Below are 22,513 nucleotides of genomic sequence, written 5' to 3'. Positions count from 1 at the left end.
GAACATGGCTGATTTAGACGACATCAAAGAGGGTAAGAACTTTGGCCTCGACCGACCGCAGCAGAACGTGCCCTTCACCCTGAAGGGCTGCGGGGCGCTGGACTGGGGGATGCAGTCGCGTCTGGCGCGCATCTTCAACCCCGCCAGCAACCGTACGGTGATGCTGGCCTTCGATCATGGCTACTTTCAGGGGCCAACCACCGGGCTGGAGCGCATCGATCTCTCCATTGCGCCGCTGTTCGCTGAAACCGACGTGCTGATGTGTACCCGCGGCATTCTCAGGAGCCAGGTGCCGCCCGCCACCAACAAACCGGTGGTGCTGCGCGCCTCCGGGGGCAACTCGATGCTGGGCGAACTCTCCAACGAGTGCGTGGCGGTGGCGATGGAGGATGCTCTGCGCCTCAACGTCTGCGCGGTGGCGGCGCAGGTCTATATCGGCAGTGAGTATGAGCACCAGTCGATCAACAACATCATCAAGCTGGTGGATGCGGGTAATCGCTACGGTATCCCGACCCTGGCGGTGACCGGGGTCGGTAAGGAGATGGCCCGCGACGCGCGCTATTTCTCACTCGCCAGCCGTATCGCCGCGGAGATGGGGGCGCAGTTCGTCAAAACCTATTTTGTGGAAGAGGGGTTCGAGAAAGTGACCGCCAGCTGCCCGGTGCCAATTGTTATCGCCGGGGGCAAAAAGCTGCCGGAGCACGAGGCGCTGGAGATGTGCTTCCGCGCCATCGATCAGGGCGCGTCGGGGGTCGATATGGGACGTAATATCTTCCAGTCCAGCGCGCCGCTGGCGATGCTGAAGGCGGTGAAGAAGGTGGTACACGAGAAGATGAGCGCCCGCGAGGCGTACCAGTTCTGGCAGGAGGAAAAACAGGGAGAAGGGCAATGAACGTGACGTTAGTGGAGATCAACATCAAGCCGGACAGGGTGGACGAGTTTCTGGACGTGTTTCGCGCCAACCATGAAGGGGCGCTCCAGGAGCCGGGCAACCTGCGGTTCGACGTGCTGCAGGATCCGCGGGTGAAAACCCGGTTCTTTATCTACGAGGCGTACAAGGATGAGGAGGCGGTGCTGGCGCATAAGCAGACCCCGCACTACCTGGCGTGCGTCGAGAAGCTTGAGGACCTGATGTCGGAGCCGCGTAAAAAACGCTGTTTTGTTGGGTTGATGCCGGCGTAGCCATTGTGCGGCCTGGTGGCGCCACCGGGCACCAGGCCGCAAATTCGGGGTCAGTTTGGATATCGAAGATTATTGTACGTCTTAACCACTCGGGTGCGAGAAAACCGCTCTCTGAGCGGATTCTCGTACCTTGATGAGCGATGCTAAGATCTTCTCTAAAACGATCTTAAGAAGATCCTTCTGAATCTTTGATCGTGATAGTATAGGTTTTGTCGAAATCTCCTGATTTTGAAAGCATTCCGCCACCTAAGCCGCCATGTATTCGTACTTTAGCTATACCTGCTTTTGTTGGTGTCCCCCTAATCTGAATGCAATTATTGAATTCATTATCATCACAATACTGTAGGTGGAGACCTAAATTATCTGGATAAATATCTCCTGCAATGACTTGCTTACCATAAATATCATAAGAAAGAACTATTCCACCAAATATATTTATTTGGTTATAATAGGGTACCCCAACAGTTGCGTCATGAAGAGTTTCTCCTTCTGGAGTAAATTCTGCCTGTAACGAACAGGCGGATAATAAAAGCAAAGATAAAATAAAAAATATTTTTCTCATTTTTATTTCAATGGTTTAAAAACCATTCCTCCAAAAAATCTGTTAATGAAAAATTGCAGAGCTCTTTTAGGCTTTATCCAGTTTCTTGTGTTCCCCCAAGAAAATAATTTCAAACTAACATATCCATTATCACCTTGCGTTACAGAACCATCCCATACAACCCAGTGCGTAGGTAATGTTGTGGGATTTGTACTACCTTCAAGTAGTCCATCATTTATTAATGTCACGACTTTATAACCTTGCTCTACATACTTATTTAAATCTCTGATTCCCTGAACACCTGCCTGAGTGATCCCTACATTACTAAAAACTATTTCATAACCGGCCTTTTCAAACCATTCCGTCATTGTTTGCCACATTGTGATGCCTGCAACTGGAGAATCAAGAGCATCAAAGTTCAGTACGGTATTCTCTGAATCCCTGAGTCCAGCTAGTGTCATCCAATCAGTACCGGCTATCTTCGGCCTGCCGTCATCAAAATAAAATGTACCTGTTGGGTGTCGGCAACCTTCACTAGGTGAGATGATTAAGTCACCTATTTTAGTTTTCCCGTACCGCCAAAGTTCACGGGCAGCTTGCGCATACACATCAGGGCGATCCTTTTGCACACAGTAAAAAAATGCAGCAGGTCCACATACACTTGCTGCTATTTGATTAGGGAAATCAAATCCGTTAAATCTTTCATCTATTTGACGTTCTATTAAATTTTTATCAAAAGGGTCTCTGGGGTTGCCAATGGGGTATTCCTTTGCAATAAATTGACGTTCCGGGATGGTGATTTTAATCAGCTTTGTTGCGCCCCCCTGACTCTCAGGTTTCATTGTCCCTTTTGACTCAAAATAACAGGGGTTCTCCCGCTTCACCGGAGACCAGGCTTTGCCTGACGAAAATTCTTCCAGCGTGTACATTTTAGTGAACGGAACAGGTGTTACACAGTGCGTATGCAACATGGTTTTTCGATAAAGTTTCATTTCCATAATATAAATTGTCGAGAGTGACTCTTTTATATTTCCGGTCATGTGACTCTGTGTTTCATAATTGCCCAGAAACGACTGTTGCTTCATATCCACCAAGAGGGATTTATTCCTGCTGGAGTCCATGCGGTAAATACACAGGTCATACAGCAAAGAATCAGCCGGGACATTAGAGTTAATACGGGTACTGAGATGGTAAACAGCCATAATTAATCCATTAATATATGCAGGTTAATATTTTCAGCGGATTCAGCATAATGCCACTCTGTCATCCCCTGGTTATCCGTATTCCCCGTTTCCGTATGCCCGTCCGGGAACATCAGAACATACCGGCAATCCACCATCAGTCGGCTATCATCATCGGCACACTGAAAACGAAGGGTGTTACGTGAAGAAGGTTGTTACCCGGACTGGCTCTGTGCACTGACAATTTTGGTCGTTGACGGATTTCCCGCCGCAATAACGAAGTTCGTTCCGGTCGCACACCCACAGCGTACTGGCGAACCATTGACGGCAGCCGCCCGTCCCTGTGGGTTTGTCTGCCGGAGATCGCCTGAAGCAATCACGCCTGGCTGTCCGCATTTCGGGCAGGGTGACGTTTTATCACCCACGTAAAGCTTTCGCCTTCCGTTTACTGACCAGCCCTGACTTCCGGCATAGCAGACTGCTCCTGTTGACGTTTTATCGCCATCAAGTCCGGAGTTTTTACCGTGTACACCGCTCCATCTGTTGTCAGACATACATGTTTTCCTCAGTCCGTAAGAATATGCAGGCTGATATCGTTTGCCGATTCAGCATAATGCCATCCGGTAAGCCCGTGTTCATCGGTAACACCAGCTTCAGAACGTCCGTCCGGGAACATCAGAGTGTAGCGGCAACCAGCCATTAGCTGGCCATCGTCACCGGTGCACTGAAAGCGAATACAGTTACGGGCACCGGAATCCTGTGCCTGCTGCGCCGGGACAGGCGACTGACTAGTATTGCGGGAGGTCAGAGAGCCGGTGCCTGTGCTGGTAGACTGCGTGGCTGAACCGTACACATAGTGATCTGGGCAACGGCACAGCACTCTGTCACCTGTGGCCGCATACGCTTTGCCTTCTTCTGCCCAGTCCTGCGCGGAGGCCAGAATTTCAAAATACCCGTTACATTTGCTGCACGATGCCTTGTCGCCGGTCCGGGCTATTGCTTTACTTCCTTCAAACCAGGACGCAGTTGCTGAAATGATTTCTCCGTAACTCGTTTTATCACCAAGACAGGCCAATGCTCTTGCCATCATTAATCCCTCAATATATAAGCGGTTATACTCACTGGCATCATACAATAATCACAACTTAACCAAAATTACCCGTTTCTGATTGCCGGTGCAGTGCCTGAATGAGGCATATCTGCGAGGGGCTGTACCCTGTCGCATCTGCCGTTTCACGGATACTCAGTTTCTTGACCTGCCGGAAGTACAGGACTTTCTGATGTCGTTCCTGAACGGCCTGTTTTCCCCGGTATTTTTCCAGTGTATGAGCCCGTTCGATTCCCTGTTTTGCCGCTGGCGGCTCAGCCAGTCCTTATGTGACATTGCGGCCAGTATTACTCGACCACTACACCATGAAGGGGCGCTCCAGGAGCCGGGCAACCTGCGGTTCGACGTGCTGCAGGATCCGCGGGTGAAAACCCGGTTCTTTATCTACGAGGCGTACAAGGATGAGGAGGCGGTGCTGGCGCATAAGCAGACCCCGCACTACCTGGCGTGCGTCGAGAAGCTTGAGGACCTGATGTCGGAGCCGCGTAAAAAACGCTGTTTTGTTGGGTTGATGCCGGCGTAGCCATTGTGCGGTCTGGTGCCCGGTGGCGCTGCGCTTACCGGGCCTACAACGGCCACAACGGTAGGGGTTTTGTAGGCCGGGCAAGCGCAGCGCCGCCCGGCGTTGTTCAGGCCAGCGCCAGCAGCTGAACCCGCGCCGTGGCCCCCGGCATCAGCCGCTGTAGGTTGCTGACCAGCTCATCACCGGCCGCTTCCAGCGCCGCGAGCGGCATGGCGGGCAGGCTTTCGAGAATAAACCACATGGTCTGCGCCTGGCTGTCCAGCCGGGTGCGCACTCCCTGTCGCCAGTTCCAGCGTCGGCAGGTCACTCCCACGTCATCGCGCCAGATAACCTCGCCCACATCGGGATGTTCCACGCCCGGCTGTCCCTCTTTGACGGTGTCAAACGGCTCGCTGCCGTCGGCCAGCGTCAGTCGCGGTGCCCCGGTGTAGGCGGCGAGATTCTCTCCGCCCACCGGAATGGCGTAGCGGATGCTGATCGCATTATAGATATCCACCACCGGATCGAGCGGCGGCAGCGTGCCGTCTTTCAGCACCCGCTTGCGCAGGGCGCTGGCGGAGCAGGGGGTACGTTTCGGTTTCGCGCCGAAGGCCTTAAACGCCTCATCCCAGGCAGCGAGATGGGCCCCGGCCCAGGCAAAATCATCGTTCAACATCTGCTGGCAGGCCTCAGCCAACGCGGCAGAGGCCACCTCGGGAGCGGTAATAGGCGCGGCTTCGACCACGATGCTCAGCGCGCGGAACCCCGGCGCGATCCCGGCAAGACGCGGATCTATTGACGGCGTGAGAAGGGACATAAATAATCCTGTATCGACTGTTTTAGACCATGGTAATGACCAATGACTGATAAAGTCAATATAATGACTACGCAGGGCGCAGACGTGACCCAGGTAAGCCTGGCGGTGGCGAATCGTATCCGCACCTGGCGGAAAGAGAAAAAACTGTCGCTGGATGAGCTGTCCCGTCGGGCCAGCGTCAGCAAAGGGATGCTGGTGGAGATTGAAAAAGGGGCCGCCAACCCCAGCATTGCCATCCTCTGCAAGCTGGCGGCGGCGCTGGGCGTGTCGGTGGCGGATATCGTCAACGTCGCCAGCGAGCCGCAGGTACACATTATCGAGGAAGCCGCCATCCCGGTGCTGTGGCACGGCGAGAAGGGCGGCAGCGCCCGGCTGCTGGCGGGTACCGCGGGCCCGGATATGATTGAACTCTGGCGCTGGGAGATGCAGCCTGGCGAAAGCTTCAGTTCGCCCGGCCATCCGGCAGGCACCTTTGAACTGCTCCACGTCGAGGCGGGGGTATTAACCCTGAAGGTAGAGGAGAGCGTCACCCAGGTGGTGGCCGGGGCATCGGCGGTGGCAAAAACCGACGCGGCGCACAGCTATGCCAATGAAGGGGAGAGCGTGCTGCGGTTCACCATGACGGTGGCGGAGTTTCACCGGTAAATTGTGAGATGCCGGGGGCGCTACGCTTGCCCGGCCTACAAAAACCAACGTCGTTGTAGGACGGGCAAGCATCGCGCCGCCCGGCGGTTTTTACGCTTCGGTCACGCTCACCCGCAGCGCCGCCAGCGCCTTGCGGGCCGCTTTCAGCACCAGCTCACACTGCTCAATGGTCAGCGTCAACGGCGGTTCAATGCGAATGGTCTTCGAGTTGTTGAGCGTGCCTGCCACCAGCACCCGCAGGCGGAACATCTCACTCGCGAAGCTGTAGCCAGTTTCGTTATCAACAAACTCAATCGCCATCAGCATCCCTTTGCCGCGCGCATCCTGTACCAGGTCCGGGTACTCACGCCCCAGCTGGCGGAAGCCATCCAGCAGCATGTCGCCTTTCTGCTCCGCCTGGGCGGGCAGGTTCTGCTCCAGCAGCACGTTGATGGTCGCCAGCGCCGCGGCACAGGCCAGCGGGTTGCCGCCAAAGGTGGTGGTGTGCAGGAACGGATTGTCGAACAGCACCGAGAACACCTCTTCGGTGGCGACGGTGGCCCCAATCGGCATTACGCCGCCGCCCAGCGCTTTGGCCAGACACAGGATGTCCGGCTGCACGTTCTCGTGCTCGCAGGCGAACATCTTGCCGGTACGCCCCATCCCGGTCTGGACTTCATCCAGGATCAGCAGCGCGCCAAACTCATCGCACAGCTTACGCACCGCCGGCAGGTAGCCCACTGGCGGTAGGATCACCCCGCCTTCGCCCTGGATAGGTTCGAGGATCACTGCGGCCACGTCGTCGCCGGTTTTACGGCATTCGGACAGCGCGGAGCGCATGGCGTTGATGTCGCCAAACGGCACGTGGCGGAAGCCCGGCAGCAGCGGCATAAACGGCTTACGGAAGGTGGATTTCGCCGTGGCAGAGAGGGCGCCTAATGACTTGCCGTGGAAGGCGCCGCTGGTGGCAATAAAGGTGAATTTCCCGCGCGGCGACTGGTACGCTTTGGCGAGTTTGATCGCCGCTTCGACCGATTCCGTGCCGCTGTTACAGAAGAAGCTGTATTTCAGTTTCCCTGGCGTCAGCGCAGCCAGCGTTTTTGCCAGCATCGCCCGCAGGGGATCCAGCAGTTCCTGGCTATGAAGGGGTTGTTTCGCAAGCTGATTTTGTACGGCGGAAACCACTACTGGATTACGGTGCCCCACGTTGAAAATACCAAATCCACCCAGGCAATCTACAAACTCCTGTCCCTGGGTGTCGACAAGCGTATTGAGACTTCCCGCCTGCCACTCTACGGCTCCGTAATCCCCGCCTGCTGTTACAGATTTTCTGTATTCCAGGAATCCAGGATTGACATGCTCTTTAAAGTAATCAATCACCTCGCGGTTAAGTTGTTTCATCTCCTCATGATCAAGCGTTCGCTTCTCGATGAGATTCAATGCGTGCGCGGTACAGGCAAGAGCCGACGCGCTGGAAGGTAACCTGTTCAAGATGTGCTCCCGGGAATGGCGTATCACATGATACTGGATTAAGTATTGCAGGCTTTGCGCCACATCCGGTGAGGGGGCAAAAATCGGGATAAACGCCAGGTTAAAATAATGTTACACAATATTTAATCATGCGAAACGGGATTCCGGCGGCAGCGCCCCGGTATTTTCAGAAAGCAGAATGCGCGTTTGCAGTGCATTCGCCCTGTTTTAGTGCGATTCGGTTCTGCCGGGGGAAAAGCGGATCCTCCTTCAGGAGTAATTTCGTTACGAAACCATTTAATTTCAATGAATTAAAAAAGCATACAAAAAATGCGGTTTAGTCCAGTTTTGCGATCCAGAGCATGTTTAACAACTAAAGATAAAACCGTTAACGCCGAAAAATCTTTACGCTACAAAAATAACATTCAAGTAACCTGCAAGGGATGCCTATGTCGCCTCATAAATTTGTCACACAGTGTGAATATCCACTGAAAGATGACACCACTCTCATGTCCACCACCGATCTGCACAGCTACATTACCCAGGCCAATGACACCTTTGTCCAGGTGAGCGGTTACTCTCTGGGCGAGCTGGTGGGCCAGCCGCACAACCTCGTTCGCCACCCTGATATGCCAAAAGCCGCCTTTGCCGACATGTGGTACACCCTGCAACAGGGGGAACCCTGGAGCGGTATCGTCAAGAACCTGCGTAAAAACGGCGATCACTACTGGGTACGGGCGAATGCCGTGCCGATGGTGCGCAACGGCCAGACCACCGGCTATATGTCCATCCGCGTGAAGGCCACCCCGGAAGAGATTGCCGCCGTCGAACCTCTCTATAAGGCGCTCAACGAAGGACGCAGTAAAAAGCGGGTGCATAAAGGGCTGGTGGTGGCAAAAGGCTGGACCGGCAAGCTGCCCGCGATGCCGCTGCGCTGGCGGGTACGCAGCGTGATGGCCGTGCTGTGGCTGGTGCTGGCAGGGACCCTGTTTGCCACCGGTGCTGGCCTGGCGGCGCTGGGCGTCAGCGCGCTGGTGATGCTGCTGGGAACCCTGCTGTTTGAGCAGCAGATCGTGCGTCCGGTGGAGAACGTGGCGCGTCAGGCGCTGAAGGTGGCGACGGGCGAACGCAACAGCGTGGAGCATCTCAACCGCAGCGACGAGCTGGGGCTGACCCTGCGCGCGATAGGGCAGCTCGGCCTGATGTGCCGCTGGCTGATCAATGACGTCTCCAGCCAGGTCGTCAACGTGCGTGACGGCAGCGACCAGCTGGCAAAAGGAAATGACGACCTCAACGATCGCACCCACCAGACGGTGTCGAACGTGAAGCAGACCGTAGAGACCATGAACCAGCTGGCGATGACGGTGCAGAACAACACCCGCACCGCGGTGGACGCCGATAAGCTCTCCATCGCCGCCAGCGACGCCGCCACCGAAGGCGGGCATGCGATGCAAACCGTGGTGAACACCATGGACGAAATTGCCGACAGCACCCAGCGTATCGGCTCCATCACCAAGCTGATTAATGATATCGCCTTCCAGACCAACATTCTGGCGCTGAACGCGGCCGTGGAAGCGGCCCGGGCGGGCGAGCAGGGGAAAGGCTTTGCGGTGGTGGCCGGGGAAGTGCGCCATCTGGCCAGCCGCAGCGCCAGCGCCGCCAACGATATCCGCAAGCTGATCGATGCCAGCGCCAGCAAAGTGATGTCGGGTTCCGAGCAGGTGCATGCCGCCGGACGCACGATGGACGACATCGTCGAGAAGGTACAGAACGTCACCCGGCTGATCGCCGAGATTAGTCTCTCGACTTCTGAACAGGCCTCCGGGCTGTCGGAGCTCACCCGGGCGGTCGCCGAACTCGATTCCATTACCCAGAAAAACGCGGCGCTGGTCGAAACCAGCGCCCAGGTCTCTGCGATGGTGAAACACCGCGCGAAACGTCTGGAAGATGCCGTCACCGTCCTCCATTGAGTCAGTAAGGTTCCAAAAAAGCCGTTTGCTCCTGACAGAGTGAACGGCTTTATTCTTTGTGAGTTGTGATTATTTTTATCTATTACTGTTAATGTAATATTAAATAACTAAATAAACCGCCTCAGTTAATTATTCCTGCCTAAGTCAGTTTTCCCATACGCTCTGTCAAAATACCTCTTCCGGTGGTGACGTAACGATCGATGAGGCGAAATTAATAGCTATCGCCTATCCATTGCCGTGATTATGAAATATAAAAACGATCAAAGTCATAAAGTTAGCGATGAAGTTACCGATAACGCAGATCGTCTGAGAAATAATCACCTTGATGGAGTAAATATGTTCTTACATGACGTAAAAATCGGCACAAAATTATTTCTGGCGTTTGGATTCTTTATCGTCCTGATGGGGATAAGTGCGAGTTTATCTCTGTTGAGCCTGAACCGGGCAAATAACGGGATGCAATCCATTATCTCCAGCGATTATCCCACTACGGTAAAAGCCAACCAGTTAATTGACAACTTCCAGGAATTTATTAGCACCCAGCAGCTCATGTTGCTGGACGATCAGGGCACGTACAGGGAAAAGTCAGAGCAGCAGCTGAAGGCGATCAGCGAGCGTATCACCGGCATCCTCGGCGACCTGGACAAGGCCTTGCAGGATAAGGCCTCCCAGCAGGTGCTGAGCGATATCCGCGGGGTACGCCAGCAGTATCTCGACTCCCGCTATCGCATCCTGCAGGCGGTGCAGAGCAACGATCGGGCGGGGGCGATTCAGGAGATGATGACCAACACCCTCAGCCTGCAGCAGGCCTATAAGGCCAAAGTGCAGGAGCTGATTGCCATTCAGAACAAACAGATGCAACGTGCAGGCGCGGAGGTGGATGGCGATTTCAGAAGCAATCGCCTGCTGCTGATCCTGATCACCCTGTTCAGCGTGGCGGTGGGCAGCCTGATGGGCTGGTTCATCGTGCGCTCGATTACCCGTCCGCTGGGCGAGGCGGTTAATTTTGCCCGGTCCATCGCCGATGGCGATCTCACCGGCAGCATCGCGTCGCACGGTAAAGACGAAACCGGCCAGCTGCTCACGGCGTTAATGGAGATGAAAAACCGTCTGCTGGAGATTGTGCAGCAGGTGCAGTTCGGCTCGGAAAATATCTCCACCGCGGCGGCGCAGATTGTGGCGGGCAACCAGGATCTGGCGGCGCGCACGGAAGAGCAGGCCAGCTCCGTGGAACAGACGGCAGCGTCGATGGAGCAGATCACCGCGACGGTGAAAAACACCGCTTCACATACCGGGGAAGCCACTCATCTCTCCGCGGATGCGGCCAAAGTGGTGAAAAGCAACGGCGAGATGATGAAGCAGGTGACCAGCAAAATGCGCCTGATTAACGAGACCTCCAACCGGATGTCGGACATTATCAACCTGATCGACTCCATCGCCTTCCAGACCAATATTCTGGCGCTGAACGCGGCGGTAGAGGCGGCGCGTGCGGGCGAACACGGTCGCGGCTTTGCGGTGGTGGCTGGAGAAGTCCGCCAGCTGGCCCAGAAGAGCGCCACCTCGGCCAGTGAAATTCGCCAGCTGATTGAGAGCTCAACCAGCCAGACCCAGGACGGGATGGCGCTGGTGGAAAAAGCCAGCGGGTTGATTAACGGCATGGTGGGCAACGTCGAGGAGATGGACGGCATCCTGCGCGAGATCCGCCAGGCAAGCCATGAGCAGACGGAAGGCATCTCGCAGATCAATAGCGCGATTGGTCTGATTGACGCCACCACTCAGCAGAACTCCGCCCTGGTGGAGGAGTCTGTTGCGGCGGCCTCATCTCTTAACGAGCAGGCAATGAACCTGAAAGATCTGGTGAAAGTGTTCCGCGTGCGCGGGGACGCCACCGCTTAATCCAGCTGATTGATCTCCAGCGACGCGCGGTCGATAACCGCAATAATCTGTTTAAGCTGCGCGTCGCTCAATCCTTCCTGATTGACCTTCAAATCCAGTACCGCTTTAAAATTGTCGAGGGCCCGCTTCATCTGCGGGTTTTTACGCAGCTGGAAGCCTACGCAGCGTGCTTTGATGCGCGCCTGGATGTTCTCAAGCTGTTCCAGATTCTCATCCAGCCAGCGCTGCCCGGCGACGGTGATGGCAATCTGTTTGCGCCCGTTCTCTTCTTCGCTGAAGGTGATAAATGCCTGATCCTGCAAGAAATCCAGCGTCGGATAAATCACGCCAGGGCTCGGGGTGTAGTTTCCCTGGGTCATGCTTTCAATGTCTTTAATCAGCTCATAACCGTGGCTGGCATTGCGGGTCAAAAGGTCCAGAATCACCAGCCTTAACTCACCGTGACCAAAAAAGCGCTGACGGCGTCCGCCGCCTTCATGTGCCTGTCGCATAGGATTTTCCTTTAATTTGATATATCTAATTTATATCTAAATTAGTTTTAGATGCAATCTAAAACATCTTGCATTTTTTCTTATTAGCAATCATTATCATTTAACTTTCATTTCCGATATATCGATTTCACTTTCACGAAGGCAAATTATGACCACAACCCGCTACCCCCAACGTGTCCGTAACGACCTGCGCTTTCGCGAGCTGAACGTGCTCCGCGTTGAGCGCGTCAGCGCCGGTTTTCAGCGCATCGTGTTAGGCGGCGAGGCGCTGGAAGGCTTTAGCTCCCGCGGCTTCGACGACCACTCCAAAGTCTTTTTCCCGGAAAAGGGCACGACTTTTGTGCCTCCGGTGGTGACGGACGAAGGCGTGGAGTGGGGTGAGGGTGTGCGTCCGCAGGCGCGGGATTACACGCCGCTGTACGACGCGGCCCGTCACGAGCTGGCGCTCGATTTCTTTATTCACGACGGCGGGGTGGCAAGCAACTGGGCGGTGGAGGCAAAACCGGGAGATACCCTCTCCATCGGCGGCCCGCGCGGTTCGCTGGTGGTGCCGGAAGATTACGCCTGGCAGCTGTACGCCTGCGATGAGTCGGGGATGCCCGCCCTGCGTCGTCGCCTCGAGGCCCTGCGCGCGCTGCCGGTGCGCCCGGAAGTTCACGCCGTGGTGACCGTTGCCGATGCCGCCTGGCAGGACTATCTGGCGCACTTAAGCGAGTTCAATATCAGCTGGGTGGTGGGGCATAACGCGCAGGCGGTCGCGGATCGTCTGGCGACGCTCAGCGTGCCGGCAGAGGATTACTTCATCTGGCTGACCGGGGAAGGGAAGGTGGTGAAAAACCTGAGCCGCCTGTTTGAAACCGATGCTATCGATCAGAAGCTGGTGCGTGCCAGTGCATACTGGCACGCCAAATAATCAGGCCACGTCGTCGAGCTGCGCTTCGCTGACCTGATGTTCGAGCGCGGTGCGCACCTCGTGCAGAGCTCTCTCCTGCTGGGCAAAGTAGGCTTCCATATTGCTCAGCGAGGAGACCAGCAGCCAGGACTCCTCCTTTTCCAGCTCCGCCAGCTCGCTCAACAGGGTGTCGATCTGCTCCCGAACCTGGGCCATCTTTTTGCGAATACGGGTCAGGTCGTTGAGCCTGTCGCTGGCCATCAGCGGCTCCAGCCCCTGATGCAGACGGGCCACCAGAGAGCGGATCGCTTTCACGTCGCCACGCTGCTTCGCCTGGTTCAGCTGCACCATCATGGCGTTGGCCTCTTCCTTCAGATCGTCCGCCACCAGATCCGGGTGACAGAGCTTGCTCGCCTGGCGCCAGAGCCGTTTTAACTCGTTCTGATCCTCTTCGGACAGCTCTTTGCCCTTGCGCAGGCGGATCTCCGCCTCATGCTGCTGCTCGCGGTATTTTTCGTATTCGTCGTTGGCCTCGTCCCGCGCCTGACGGGCGGGCTCCTCTTCACGGGTTAAGCCCGTTTCCAGCTCCTGGGCTTCGGCCAGCAGGTTGGCGATCAGGTTACTTTGCTGCTGCAGATGCTTACGCGCCGTGGCGGCCTGTACCGAGTCGGCGGGCAGATCGCGCCAGTGTCGGGTCAGGGTGGTCAGCACCTCCACCGCCTGGGCGACATACTGCTGACAGCGGCGGTAGTCCGCTTCCCGACGGCGCGCCTCCGCCTGCTGACGGCGCAGATTAAGCTCCGCCAGAGTTTTGCGCAGGGCGAGGATTTGGCTCATCAGCGGGCCGAGACGGGTGAGGTAGAGGTCGTTGAATTCATCCAGCTGCTGAACGCGGGCGTTACGCCTGTCGATCAGATCGCGCAGACGCTCTTCCAGCGCCTTCAGCTCCAGCTTGCTGGCGGCCAGCTGCGGATCGCGCCACGTTGTGACGGCGCGTTGGCTCTGTAACCAGTGGGTAATGGCCGCCATCGCCCCGGTGTAGTTTTTCTGCTCAAGCGCCACGACGATTGCCAGTAGCTCATCGTCAAAGGCTTCGCTTTTTAACCGTGCCAACTGGCTTTCGATGATGTCGTCATCTTCCAGCTCAATGGCATTTTTAATGATTTCCAGCCGTTTGATCAGTGTGCTCATGATGCTTTTCGCTTTTGCGCTTAAGTATTTGAGTTAAGGATAGTTGTCAGGAAAACAACAGGGAATAATACACATGTCTGATGAATGGCGCGACGGGGGAATGCGTTAATTTTGCACCGGGTAATCATATCGCTGCGCATAAGAACAATTCCCTGAGAAGAGCACAAATCTGAAAAAGCCCCGCAACGGAATGTGCAGGTTTACAACATTTACGTTTTGACATAGGTTGCCCCTTTTTTGTACGCCGGTCTGAAACGGATGAAAGACAGGGGAATGCAGTGAAGGTAAGGATCACCAGGATTATCGGTTTTTTTGTCGCTATCACCTTATGGCCGCTCGGTAGCGGTCACGCGGCGCGCCTGTCGCCAGCCGACCGTAGTGCCGTTCAGCAGCAGCAACGGTTGCTGCTGGATCAAAGCCAGCGTCAGCGCGACGATCTGGAACGCAGCACGGTACTCCCAAAGACGCCTTCCTCAACGGCAATTCCTCCCCCTGACGGCCCCTGTTTTATGATTTCGCAGGTTGTGCTCGAGGGTGCCACCATCATGCCGCAGGTTGCCGCGAGCCGCCTTACCGCCCCCTGGCGCAACCAGTGCCTCGATATGGCGGCCCTTAACGCACTGACGCACGCGGTCTCCGACTGGTATATCAGCCGGGGCTATATCACCAGCCGCGCCTTTCTGACCGAGCAGGATTTGAACCACGGCACGCTGCATATTGCGGTGATGGAAGGTAAGCTCCAGCAAATTCAGCTGGAGGGCGTGCCGGAACGCACGCTGAAGATGGCTTTTCCGGGACGAGTAGGCAAAATTCTCAACCTGCGCGATATCGAACAGGGGATGGAGCAGCTGAACCGGGTTCGCCAGACCCCGGTCGAGATTGAGATCCTGCCCGGCGACCGCCAGGGATACTCCATCGTTAACCTGACCGCCGCCCCGGAATTCCCGCTGACCGGCTCGCTCAACGTTGATAACAGCGGGCAAAAGAGCACCGGCACCGGCCAGCTCAGCGGGGTGCTTACCGGCAACAACCTGCTGGGGATCGCCGATAAATGGTTTATCAGCGGCGGGCGCAGCAGTGATTTTTCCAGCAGTAAGGATGCGCAGAACTTTGCCGCAGGCGTCAGCATGCCTTATGGCTATGGCCTGCTCGATTACAGCTACAGCTGGAGCAACTATCTCAGCACCATTGATAACAACGGCTATCACTGGCGCTCGACCGGCGACAACGAAACCCATCGGCTGAACGGCTCCTGGGTGCTGTTCCGCAATGGCGATATCAAGACCAGCGCCGCGGTGGGGCTGACCCATCGCATCAACCACAACTACCTCGACGATGTCCTGCTCGCCACCAGCAGCCGCAAGCTCTCCAGCTTTTCACTGGGCATTAACCACACCCAAAAAATCGCCACCGGCGTGGCGACCTTTAACCCGATCTTCACCCAGGGTGTGCCCTGGCTGGGGGCCGAGGATGATAACGACAAGCGCGGCGATGTGCCGAAAGCGGAGTTTCGCAAGTGGAGCGTCAACGGTAGCTATCAGCAACCGCTGGCCAACAGACTGTGGTGGCTCTCCAGCGTCTATTTCCAGTGGTCGCCCGACCGGCTGTACGGCAGCGAGCGCTTAACCCTGGGGGGCGAGGCCTCGGTGCGCGGCTTTAAAGAGCAGTATCTCTCAGGCGATAACGGCGGCTACTGGCGTAACGAAATCAACGCGTCGCTCTTGACCCTGCCGTGGATCGGGCAGATCGGTGCCATGGCGGCGCTGGACGGCGGCTGGCTGAAAAAAGACGGTTTCGACCGTTACGCCTCTGGCACCCTGTGGGGTGCGGCCATCGGGCTGACCAGCGTGAACCGCGTTTTCTCCAGCCAGTTCATCGTCGGGATGCCGCTGGACTACCCGGACTGGCTGGGGCCGGATCATCTGAATATCTATTACCGCGTGTCGGTGGCGTTTTAAGGGACAGGGACGATGAAAAAGGAACAGGCAAGTTTATCCCGGCGCGTACTGAGCGCCTTACTGAGCGTGCTGCTTGCCACGCAGCCGCTGCTCCCGGCCGTGGCGGCAACCCTCACGCCGACCGGCAATACGCAGCTGGATCACGCCGCCAACGGCGTGCCGGTGGTCAATATCGCTCCGCCGAATGCCGCAGGCATTTCGCACAATAAATATCAGGATTACAACGTCGGCAAAGAGGGTCTGATCCTCAACAACGCCACCGGCAAGGTGAATCAGACCCAGCTTGGCGGTCTGATCCAGGGCAACGGCAACCTGAAGGCGGGTCAGGAAGCGGCGGGCATTATCAACGAAGTTACCGGCACCAACCGCTCGCAGCTTCAGGGCTATACCGAAGTGGCGGGCAAAGCCGCCAACGTCATTGTCGCCAACCCTTACGGCATCACCTGTAACGGCTGCGGGTTTATCAATACCCCCAACGCGACGCTGACCACCGGCAAGCCGGTACTCGACGCCAACGGCAGGTTGCAGTCGCTGGACGTCAGCAAAGGCAGCATCCTGATTGAAGGCCAGGGCCTGGACGGAAGCCAGAGCGATGCGGTGTCGATCATCTCCCGCGCCACCGACATTAACGCCCAGCTGCACGCCAAATCCCTGACGGTGATAACGGGTGCCAACCGGGTGGCGACCGACGGCAGCATCAGCCCGATCTCCGGTGAAGGCGATGCCCCGAAAGTGGCGGTGGATACCGGGGCGCTGGGCGGGATGTACGCCAACCGTATTCGCCTGATCTCCAGCGAGAAAGGAGTAGGCGTCAACCTGGGCAATCTCAATGCCCGCGATGGGGATATTTCGCTGGATGCCAGCGGAAAACTGACGCTGAAAAACAGCCTCGCCAGCGGGGCGCTGATGGCCAGTGGGGAGGACATCGAACTTTCCGGCGACCACAAGGCGGGCGGCGAGCTGGTTATGCGCAGTCAGAATGATATTGGGCTGAATAATAGTACCTTGTTAAGTGACCAGGATGTGCAACTGACGGCCACCGGCAAGCTCACGCAGCGCGGGGGCAAAATGACTGCGGGTCAGGCGTTAACGCTGACAGGCAGTGATATTGCGCTGGACTCGCAGGCGACGGTAGATGCCGCTGGCGATATCGCCCTTACCGCCAGTAATAGTGCTCTTACGCAGGGTGCTATCACCGCTGGCAAACAGCTTTTAGTCACTGGCGGTACGTTAATTAACGACGGCCAATGGCGGACAGGAGAGTCTGCCAGGGTAAAAGCCAACCGCTTTGTTAACCATGCGGCGGTGGTTGCCGATGGGGAGCTAGCGATCGATGCCGACACGCTCCAGCAGAGTGGGGTGTTGAATGCCGCAGGTAACCTGAATCTTAGCGGTAAGACGCTGAATACGCAGGTCGGTTCCCAGACGCAAACCCTCGCTAATCTGGTGATGCGGGGCGATACGCTTGCGCTGAACGGCACCCATGCGGCGAAAGGAGCGCTTGATTTCACGGCAACCGAGCAGTTAACGCACAGCGGGAATAGCACCGCTGCCAGCATGACGCTTATCTCCCCAACGTTGACGAACAGTGGTGTTTTGCTGGCCCCGGAGCTGGCATTGCGTAGTCAGCAGATAACCAACAGCGGGCTGATCCAGGGTAGCCAGAGCCTGTCGCTGATAGCCGGGCTGCTCAATAACCAACAGTCGGGAATGATCTACAGCGCCACCAGTCTGGCACTGGCATCGCCAACAGTCAGCAACAGCGGGGTGATAGCCAGTGACGCTGATCTCACCATAACCGGCGATGTGCTGACCAATAGCGGTAAGATCAGTGCCCGCTCCCTTCACCTCACGCACAACCGTGTGAATAACCACGCGCTGGGGTTACTGCTGACGCAGGAAAGCGCCAGCCTGTCGGCCAATGATGCGTTTTACAACGAGGGGCAGCTACTCACGGGCGGTAAAATGACCGTCACTACCCCGCAGTTTACCAATATCGGCTGGTGGCAAGCCGATCGGCTGGAGCTTAACGCGGCCAGCGCCGTCAACAGCGGGACGCTGTTGAGTAATAGCGCGCTGACAATAAATGCCGATAAGGTCGACCAGCAGCAGGACGGGGCGCTGTTCAGTGCAGGAGACATGCTGGTCAACACTTCAGGCTTTACGTCGCTCGGTCAGGTTGTCGCGCTGGGCAACGTCACCCTGAATCTGATCAACGCCTTTACCGGAACATCGACGCTGGCAGCAGGTAAAACACTCACCATCACCTCTCAAGGGGCGATAACTAACCAGAGCGTGATGCAGGGTAACGCGGTCAATCTCGCCGCTTCCGGGGAATTTACCAACAACGGGAAGATAACTACAGGTAGCGGCGGCAGTCAGATTAGCGGTAGCAAACTGCTATTCAGTGAGAAGGGGTCACTCCAGGGGGGAGGTGATATCACCCTGAACAGCCGGGGCGATGTCACTCTCGCGGGCTTCACAGGCACAGCAGGCTCGCTGACGATCAACGCCGCGGGGACCTTGTTGAATACCGCCCTGTTGTATGCGGCGAACAATATGCAGTTGTTTGCCGAGCGTATTCATAACCGTTATGGCGATATTCTGGCGGGTAATCGTTTATGGATGCAGAAGAATTCGGCAGGTGCGGCGAATACCGAGATAGTGAATACCTCAGGTCATATTGAAACTCAGGGTAGTGATATTACGATTAAAACCCGACATTTGTTGAATGAACGGGATGGTTTAAATGCCACGGAGCAAGCCATTGAGAACCCTGATGCTATTTCTGACCTGGGTAAGTCCACTCTTCGTGTCGCCATTAACCAATTACCTGAAGGCAGCGTTGGACTTTACGAAGTCATTAGAGAGTACACGTTAGGCGGATGCGGCTGGAATGGGTCATGTATTAAGAGAGAGCGCATTTATCATTATTACGCTCCGTATATTGCAGACGCAATTCAACGTTTCAGATGGTCAACAAATTCTGTCAGCGTGGAAGGAAAAGCAGTCGCTGCACGCATTCAGTCTGGAGGAAATCTCTTTGTCTCAGCAAATACGCTGGATAACCATGCCAGTAATATTGTTGCGTCAGGCGATCTATGGATGTCGGGGGAAGAACTCAACAATAAAACCTGGCAATCCGGTACGCAAACAGAGTATCTGGTGTACAAGTACACGGGGCCTTTTGCCACCCTGGCGGAAAGTGAACTCGAGGATGAATCTTATGATTACAAACATCCTGACGATGACACCATTCTTTTTACCCTGACCGGCCGGGAAACCGACACTACCACCGGCAATAGCTATCGCGCCGTCATCCAGGCGGGAGGAAATATCAGTGCTGATTTTACGCGTGATATCAGCAATACGCTCACAACAGCGAATAGCGAAGGTATAAGCAACACCCTTGCAGCACCTGAGCTGGATACCCTCAGCAACCCAACCATACCTCATGCCGACGCGGATCAGGGATTAATCGCCGCTATCAGCGGTGCAGATACCCGCGTTTATCCGCTGCCTTCTGGCAACGACGGTTATTTCATTACCAATAGTGACCCCGACAACCCGTACCTTATCACCGTCAATCCAAAGCTTGATGGGCTGGGACAGCTCGATCCCTCTCTGTTTGGCGACCTGTGGAAACTGCTCGGTGTTAACCCGGGCGCAGCCCCGCGTGAAACGGCCCGCCAATACACGGACCGCAAGCAGTTCCTGGGGTCAGCGTACATGCTTGACCGGATTGGGCTGGATCCAGAGAAAAATTACCGCTTCCTCGGCGATGCCGCATTTGATACGCGGTACGTTAGTAACTACGTGCTGAACCAGACCGGAACCCGCTATCTCAACGGTCTGGGTTCCGACCTCGACCAGATGCGCTACCTGATGGACAGTGCCGCCGATGCACAAACCTCGCTGGGGCTGACGTTCGGCGTGGCGCTGACGGCAGACCAGATAGCCGCCCTCGACCACAGTCTCCTGTGGTGGGAGACCGTCACCGTTAACGGCCAGACCGTGATGGTGCCGAAGGTGTACCTCGCTCCGAAGGATGCGACGGTGCAGAGCGGCAGCGTGATTAGCGGAAATAACGTGCAGCTGGCGGGCGGTAACGTCACCAACAGCGGAAGTTCGCTGCTGGCGCAGAAGGGGCTGTCCATCGACAGCAGCAACAGCATCAGCAACCTTAACGCCGGACTGCTCATCACAGGCGGCGGACTCAATCTGAGCGCGCTGGGTGATATCAACAATATCGGCTCCACCCTCAGCGGTAAAACCGTAGGGCTGGAGAGCGTGACGGGCAGCATTAACAACATCACCCAAACGCAGATGTGGAATGTGGACGCGGGCCGCGTGCGCTTAAGCGGTACGGATGTGGGCGCTACCTCGTCCATCACCGCAACGGACGGGCTGGTGATGCGCGCCGGGCAGGATATCAACATTACCGGGTCGAACGTGGCGGCGGGCGGTAGCCTCGGCATGGCGGCAGGTAACGATATCACTATCACCGCCAACGAGATTGTGCAGAGCGAGACCCGTTCCGCGTACCAGACGGCTTCCGTTACGCAACAGCGCAGCACCCTGACGGCGGGAGACGATCTCACCCTGCTGGCCGGTCACGATCTCAACGCCCGCGCAGCGGGCATCGCCGCCGAAGGGGATGTCGGCATGAGAGCCGGGCGCGATCTGAACCTGCTGGCAGAGGCCACCTCTGAAAGCGCCAGCAGCAAAGCGAAGAAGAAAACCGCCATCGATGCCTCCGTGCGTCAGCAGGGAACGGAGATCGCCAGCGGCGGCAACACGGTCATCATCGCCGGGCGCGACATCAACGCGCAGGCCGCAGAGGTGATGGCGCAGGGCGATATCGGCGTGGCGGCGGGCCGGGACGTCAACCTGACCACCGCCACCGAGAGCGACTATCGCTACCGGGAGAAAACCAAAACCAGCAGCGGGTTCCTGAGTAAAAAGACCACGCATACCATCAATGAAGACAGCGCCACGCGGGAGAAAGGTTCCCTGCTGAGCGGCGATAACGTGGCGGTGCAGGCGGGAAATAACCTGCTGGTGAAAGGCTCGGCGGTAGCAGGCGACGGCGACGTGGCGCTGTCGGCGGGCAACAACGTCGACATCGTGGCGGCCACCAATACCGACACCTCATGGCGCTTTAAGGAGACCAGAAAGTCCGGCCTGATGGGCACGGGCGGGATTGGCTTCACCCTCGGCACCAGCAAATCCACCCACGATCTGCGCGAGCAGGGAACCACCCAGAGCGGGAGCTTCAGCACCGTCGGGTCGACGGGCGGCGACGTCAGCATCACGGCGGGGAAACAGGCTCACATCGGCGGGGCGGATATCATCGCCCAGCAGGATATTACGGTTCGCGGTGACAGCGTGGCGATCGCGCCGGGTCACGATAAACGCACCCGCGATGAGAAGTATGAGCAGAAGAGCAGCGGCCTGACGGTAGCGCTGTCCGGTGCGGCGGGGAGTGCGCTGAACAGCGCGGTCACGATGGCGCGGGATGCCGCAAGCGAGAGTGATGACCGGCTGGCGACCCTGAAGGCCACCAAAGCGGCATTATCCGGCGTGCAGACCTCGCAGGGCGTGGATCTGGCGCAGGCAAAAGGTGAGCCAGACAACGGGATCGGGGTCAGCCTGTCGCTGACGACGCAGAAATCGAAATCTGAGCAGCATGCGCAGCGCGATGCCGTTACCGGCAGCACGCTGAATGCGGGTGGCGACCTGGCGATAACCGCCACGGGTCAGGGCAGAGGCGCCAACAGTGGCGATATTCTGATTGCCGGCAGCCAGCTGAAGGCCGGAGGGGATACCGCCCTCGCCGCGGCAAACGATATTGTCCTGGGCGGTGCCGCGAGCACTGAAAAAACGACGGGGAAAAACAGCAGCAGCGGCGGTGGCGTGGGGGTCAGTGTCGGCGGCGGCCCGGACGGCTACGGTATCGGCGTGTTTGCTAACGTGAATACGGCGAAGGGCCGGGAGAAGGGGAACGGTACTGCCTGGACGGAGACCACCCTCGACAGCGGCGGCACGGTCTCGATGACCAGCGGACGCGATGCCATCCTCGACGGCGCGCAGGTAAGCGGTAACGCCATCGTGGTGGATATCGGGCGTGACCTCCTGATGCGCAGCCAGCAGGACAGCAACGATTATAAATCGAAGCAGACCAGCGTGGCGGCGGGAGGCAGCTTCACCTTCGGCAGCATGACCGGCTCGGGGTATATCAGCGCCAGCCAGGACAAAATGAACAGCACCTTTGATTCGGTGCAGGAGCAGACCGGGCTGTATGCCGGTGACGGTGGGTTCGATATCGCGGTGGGCCGCCACACGCAGCTGGACGGGGCGGTGATAGCCTCCATGGCACAGGCGGATAAAAACCGTCTGGAGACGGGCACCCTGGGCTTCAGCGATATCCATAACAAAGCCGATTATAGGGTCAGCCACAGCGGTATCAGCATGAGCGGGGGCGGCAGCTTCGGCAATGATACGTTCACCGGCACTATGCCGGGGGGAATGGTCTCCGCGGGTGGCAGCAGCGGCCACGCAGAGGGCATCACCCGGGCGGCAGTCGCCAGCGGCACTATTACCGTGCGTGACCCGGCGAACCAGCAGCAGGACGTGGCAGACCTGAGCCGGGATACGGCGCAGGCGAACGGCAGCCTCAGCCCGATATTC

Annotated in this window: 16 protein-coding genes and 2 pseudogenes; 9 read left to right on the top strand and 9 right to left on the bottom strand. The window is 57.0% G+C overall.

The window, feature by feature from the left end; translation table 11 throughout:
* Positions 1 to 4 precede the first annotated feature (4 nt).
* Positions 5 to 892 carry a 3-hydroxy-5-phosphonooxypentane-2,4-dione thiolase gene (lsrF, locus tag V7Q49_RS15320; RefSeq protein WP_333853282.1) on the top strand — a complete coding sequence of 296 codons (888 nt, stop codon included), beginning with the start codon at positions 5 to 7 and terminating at the stop codon, positions 890 to 892.
* On the top strand, positions 889 to 1,182 hold the full coding sequence (gene lsrG / locus V7Q49_RS15315; protein WP_333853280.1) for a (4S)-4-hydroxy-5-phosphonooxypentane-2,3-dione isomerase: 294 nt from the start codon (positions 889 to 891) through the stop codon (positions 1,180 to 1,182). Before lsrF ends, lsrG begins: the two co-directional genes overlap by 4 nt.
* A 166-nt stretch (positions 1,183 to 1,348) precedes the next feature.
* Here the strand turns inward: lsrG and V7Q49_RS15310 are convergent, their stop codons facing one another.
* From V7Q49_RS15310 to V7Q49_RS15295, 5 genes and pseudogenes are all read right to left on the bottom strand, one after another.
* Complete coding sequence (locus V7Q49_RS15310) at positions 1,349 to 1,744, bottom strand: hypothetical protein (protein WP_333853279.1); 396 nt, start codon at positions 1,742 to 1,744, stop codon at positions 1,349 to 1,351.
* 2 nt (positions 1,745 to 1,746) lie between these two features.
* Complete coding sequence (locus V7Q49_RS15305) at positions 1,747 to 2,925, bottom strand: hypothetical protein (protein ID WP_333853277.1); 1,179 nt, start codon at positions 2,923 to 2,925, stop codon at positions 1,747 to 1,749.
* A gap of 194 nt (positions 2,926 to 3,119) precedes the next feature.
* Complete coding sequence (locus V7Q49_RS23560; protein WP_442913072.1) at positions 3,120 to 3,458, bottom strand: PAAR domain-containing protein; 339 nt, start codon at positions 3,456 to 3,458, stop codon at positions 3,120 to 3,122.
* Positions 3,459 to 3,469: 11 nt separating this feature from the next.
* Positions 3,470 to 3,994, bottom strand: coding sequence for a PAAR domain-containing protein (locus V7Q49_RS15300; RefSeq protein ID WP_333853275.1), 525 nt, complete (start codon positions 3,992 to 3,994; stop codon positions 3,470 to 3,472).
* Between the two features lie 55 nt (positions 3,995 to 4,049).
* Positions 4,050 to 4,300 (bottom strand): annotated as a pseudogene (locus tag V7Q49_RS15295) (recombinase family protein); the annotation flags it as partial.
* Between the two features lie 13 nt (positions 4,301 to 4,313).
* On the opposite strand from V7Q49_RS15295, the pseudogene V7Q49_RS15290 reads away from it, so the two are divergent.
* Positions 4,314 to 4,535: pseudogene (locus V7Q49_RS15290) on the top strand (antibiotic biosynthesis monooxygenase); the annotation flags it as partial.
* A 106-nt stretch (positions 4,536 to 4,641) separates the two neighbouring features.
* Here V7Q49_RS15290 and V7Q49_RS15285 read toward each other — a convergent pair.
* Positions 4,642 to 5,331 (bottom strand): B3/B4 domain-containing protein, encoded by a 690-nt coding sequence (locus V7Q49_RS15285; RefSeq protein ID WP_333853273.1) that lies wholly within the window; start codon positions 5,329 to 5,331, stop codon positions 4,642 to 4,644.
* Between the two features lie 42 nt (positions 5,332 to 5,373).
* Between V7Q49_RS15285 and V7Q49_RS15280 the strand changes: the two genes are divergently transcribed.
* Entirely contained in the window at positions 5,374 to 5,976 is a 603-nt protein-coding gene (locus V7Q49_RS15280; protein WP_333853271.1) for a helix-turn-helix domain-containing protein, read from the top strand.
* A gap of 90 nt (positions 5,977 to 6,066) precedes the next feature.
* On the opposite strand, the gene ygjG is transcribed toward V7Q49_RS15280, so the two are convergent.
* Positions 6,067 to 7,446 (bottom strand): putrescine aminotransferase, encoded by a 1,380-nt coding sequence (gene ygjG / locus V7Q49_RS15275; RefSeq protein WP_333853269.1) that lies wholly within the window; start codon positions 7,444 to 7,446, stop codon positions 6,067 to 6,069.
* Positions 7,447 to 7,874: 428 nt separating this feature from the next.
* Between ygjG and V7Q49_RS15270 the strand changes: the two genes are divergently transcribed.
* Positions 7,875 to 9,395 carry a methyl-accepting chemotaxis protein gene (locus V7Q49_RS15270; protein WP_333853266.1) on the top strand — a complete coding sequence of 507 codons (1,521 nt, stop codon included), beginning with the start codon at positions 7,875 to 7,877 and terminating at the stop codon, positions 9,393 to 9,395.
* A gap of 336 nt (positions 9,396 to 9,731) precedes the next feature.
* Positions 9,732 to 11,291, top strand: a complete 1,560-nt coding sequence (locus tag V7Q49_RS15265) for a methyl-accepting chemotaxis protein (RefSeq protein ID WP_333853264.1) — start codon at positions 9,732 to 9,734, stop codon at positions 11,289 to 11,291.
* On the opposite strand, the gene V7Q49_RS15260 is transcribed toward V7Q49_RS15265, so the two are convergent.
* Positions 11,288 to 11,782: a PadR family transcriptional regulator gene (locus V7Q49_RS15260; protein WP_333853261.1), complete on the bottom strand. Its 495-nt coding sequence runs from the start codon at positions 11,780 to 11,782 to the stop codon at positions 11,288 to 11,290. The genes V7Q49_RS15265 and V7Q49_RS15260 overlap by 4 nt on opposite strands.
* Positions 11,783 to 11,930: 148 nt before the next feature.
* Here V7Q49_RS15260 and V7Q49_RS15255 point away from each other — a divergent pair, with 148 nt between their 5' ends.
* Positions 11,931 to 12,695 carry a siderophore-interacting protein gene (locus V7Q49_RS15255; protein WP_333853259.1) on the top strand — a complete coding sequence of 255 codons (765 nt, stop codon included), beginning with the start codon at positions 11,931 to 11,933 and terminating at the stop codon, positions 12,693 to 12,695.
* Here the strand turns inward: V7Q49_RS15255 and V7Q49_RS15250 are convergent, their stop codons facing one another.
* Complete coding sequence (locus tag V7Q49_RS15250; RefSeq protein ID WP_333853257.1) at positions 12,696 to 13,865, bottom strand: DNA repair protein; 1,170 nt, start codon at positions 13,863 to 13,865, stop codon at positions 12,696 to 12,698. It lies immediately after the preceding gene.
* Positions 13,866 to 14,167: 302 nt separating this feature from the next.
* On the opposite strand from V7Q49_RS15250, the gene V7Q49_RS15245 reads away from it, so the two are divergent.
* On the top strand, positions 14,168 to 15,823 hold the full coding sequence (locus V7Q49_RS15245; protein WP_442913075.1) for a ShlB/FhaC/HecB family hemolysin secretion/activation protein: 1,656 nt from the start codon (positions 14,168 to 14,170) through the stop codon (positions 15,821 to 15,823).
* Positions 15,824 to 15,835: 12 nt separating this feature from the next.
* Positions 15,836 to 22,513, top strand: a 6,678-nt coding sequence (locus tag V7Q49_RS15240; protein ID WP_333853255.1) for a hemagglutinin repeat-containing protein, incomplete at its 3' end; no start/stop codon positions are given.

Source organism: Leclercia sp. (assembly GCF_036780805.1).
GTDB lineage: Bacteria > Pseudomonadota > Gammaproteobacteria > Enterobacterales > Enterobacteriaceae > Enterobacter.
This window is presented reverse-complemented; position numbering and strand designations above follow the sequence as displayed.

Bases quoted from the DNA above. Each gene is read 5' to 3' on its own strand.
- lsrF (WP_333853282.1), top strand. From the start codon at position 5: ATGGCTGATTTAGACGACATCAAAGAGGGTAAGAACTTTGGCCTCGAC.
- lsrG (WP_333853280.1), top strand. From the start codon at position 889: ATGAACGTGACGTTAGTGGAGATCAACATCAAGCCGGACAGGGTGGAC.
- V7Q49_RS15310 (WP_333853279.1), bottom strand. From the start codon at position 1,744: ATGAGAAAAATATTTTTTATTTTATCTTTGCTTTTATTATCCGCCTGT.
- V7Q49_RS15305 (WP_333853277.1), bottom strand. From the start codon at position 2,925: ATGGCTGTTTACCATCTCAGTACCCGTATTAACTCTAATGTCCCGGCT.
- V7Q49_RS23560 (WP_442913072.1), bottom strand. From the start codon at position 3,458: ATGTCTGACAACAGATGGAGCGGTGTACACGGTAAAAACTCCGGACTT.
- V7Q49_RS15300 (WP_333853275.1), bottom strand. From the start codon at position 3,994: ATGATGGCAAGAGCATTGGCCTGTCTTGGTGATAAAACGAGTTACGGA.
- V7Q49_RS15285 (WP_333853273.1), bottom strand. From the start codon at position 5,331: ATGTCCCTTCTCACGCCGTCAATAGATCCGCGTCTTGCCGGGATCGCG.
- V7Q49_RS15280 (WP_333853271.1), top strand. From the start codon at position 5,374: ATGACTGATAAAGTCAATATAATGACTACGCAGGGCGCAGACGTGACC.
- V7Q49_RS15270 (WP_333853266.1), top strand. From the start codon at position 7,875: ATGTCGCCTCATAAATTTGTCACACAGTGTGAATATCCACTGAAAGAT.
- V7Q49_RS15265 (WP_333853264.1), top strand. From the start codon at position 9,732: ATGTTCTTACATGACGTAAAAATCGGCACAAAATTATTTCTGGCGTTT.
- V7Q49_RS15260 (WP_333853261.1), bottom strand. From the start codon at position 11,782: ATGCGACAGGCACATGAAGGCGGCGGACGCCGTCAGCGCTTTTTTGGT.
- V7Q49_RS15255 (WP_333853259.1), top strand. From the start codon at position 11,931: ATGACCACAACCCGCTACCCCCAACGTGTCCGTAACGACCTGCGCTTT.
- V7Q49_RS15250 (WP_333853257.1), bottom strand. From the start codon at position 13,865: ATGAGCACACTGATCAAACGGCTGGAAATCATTAAAAATGCCATTGAG.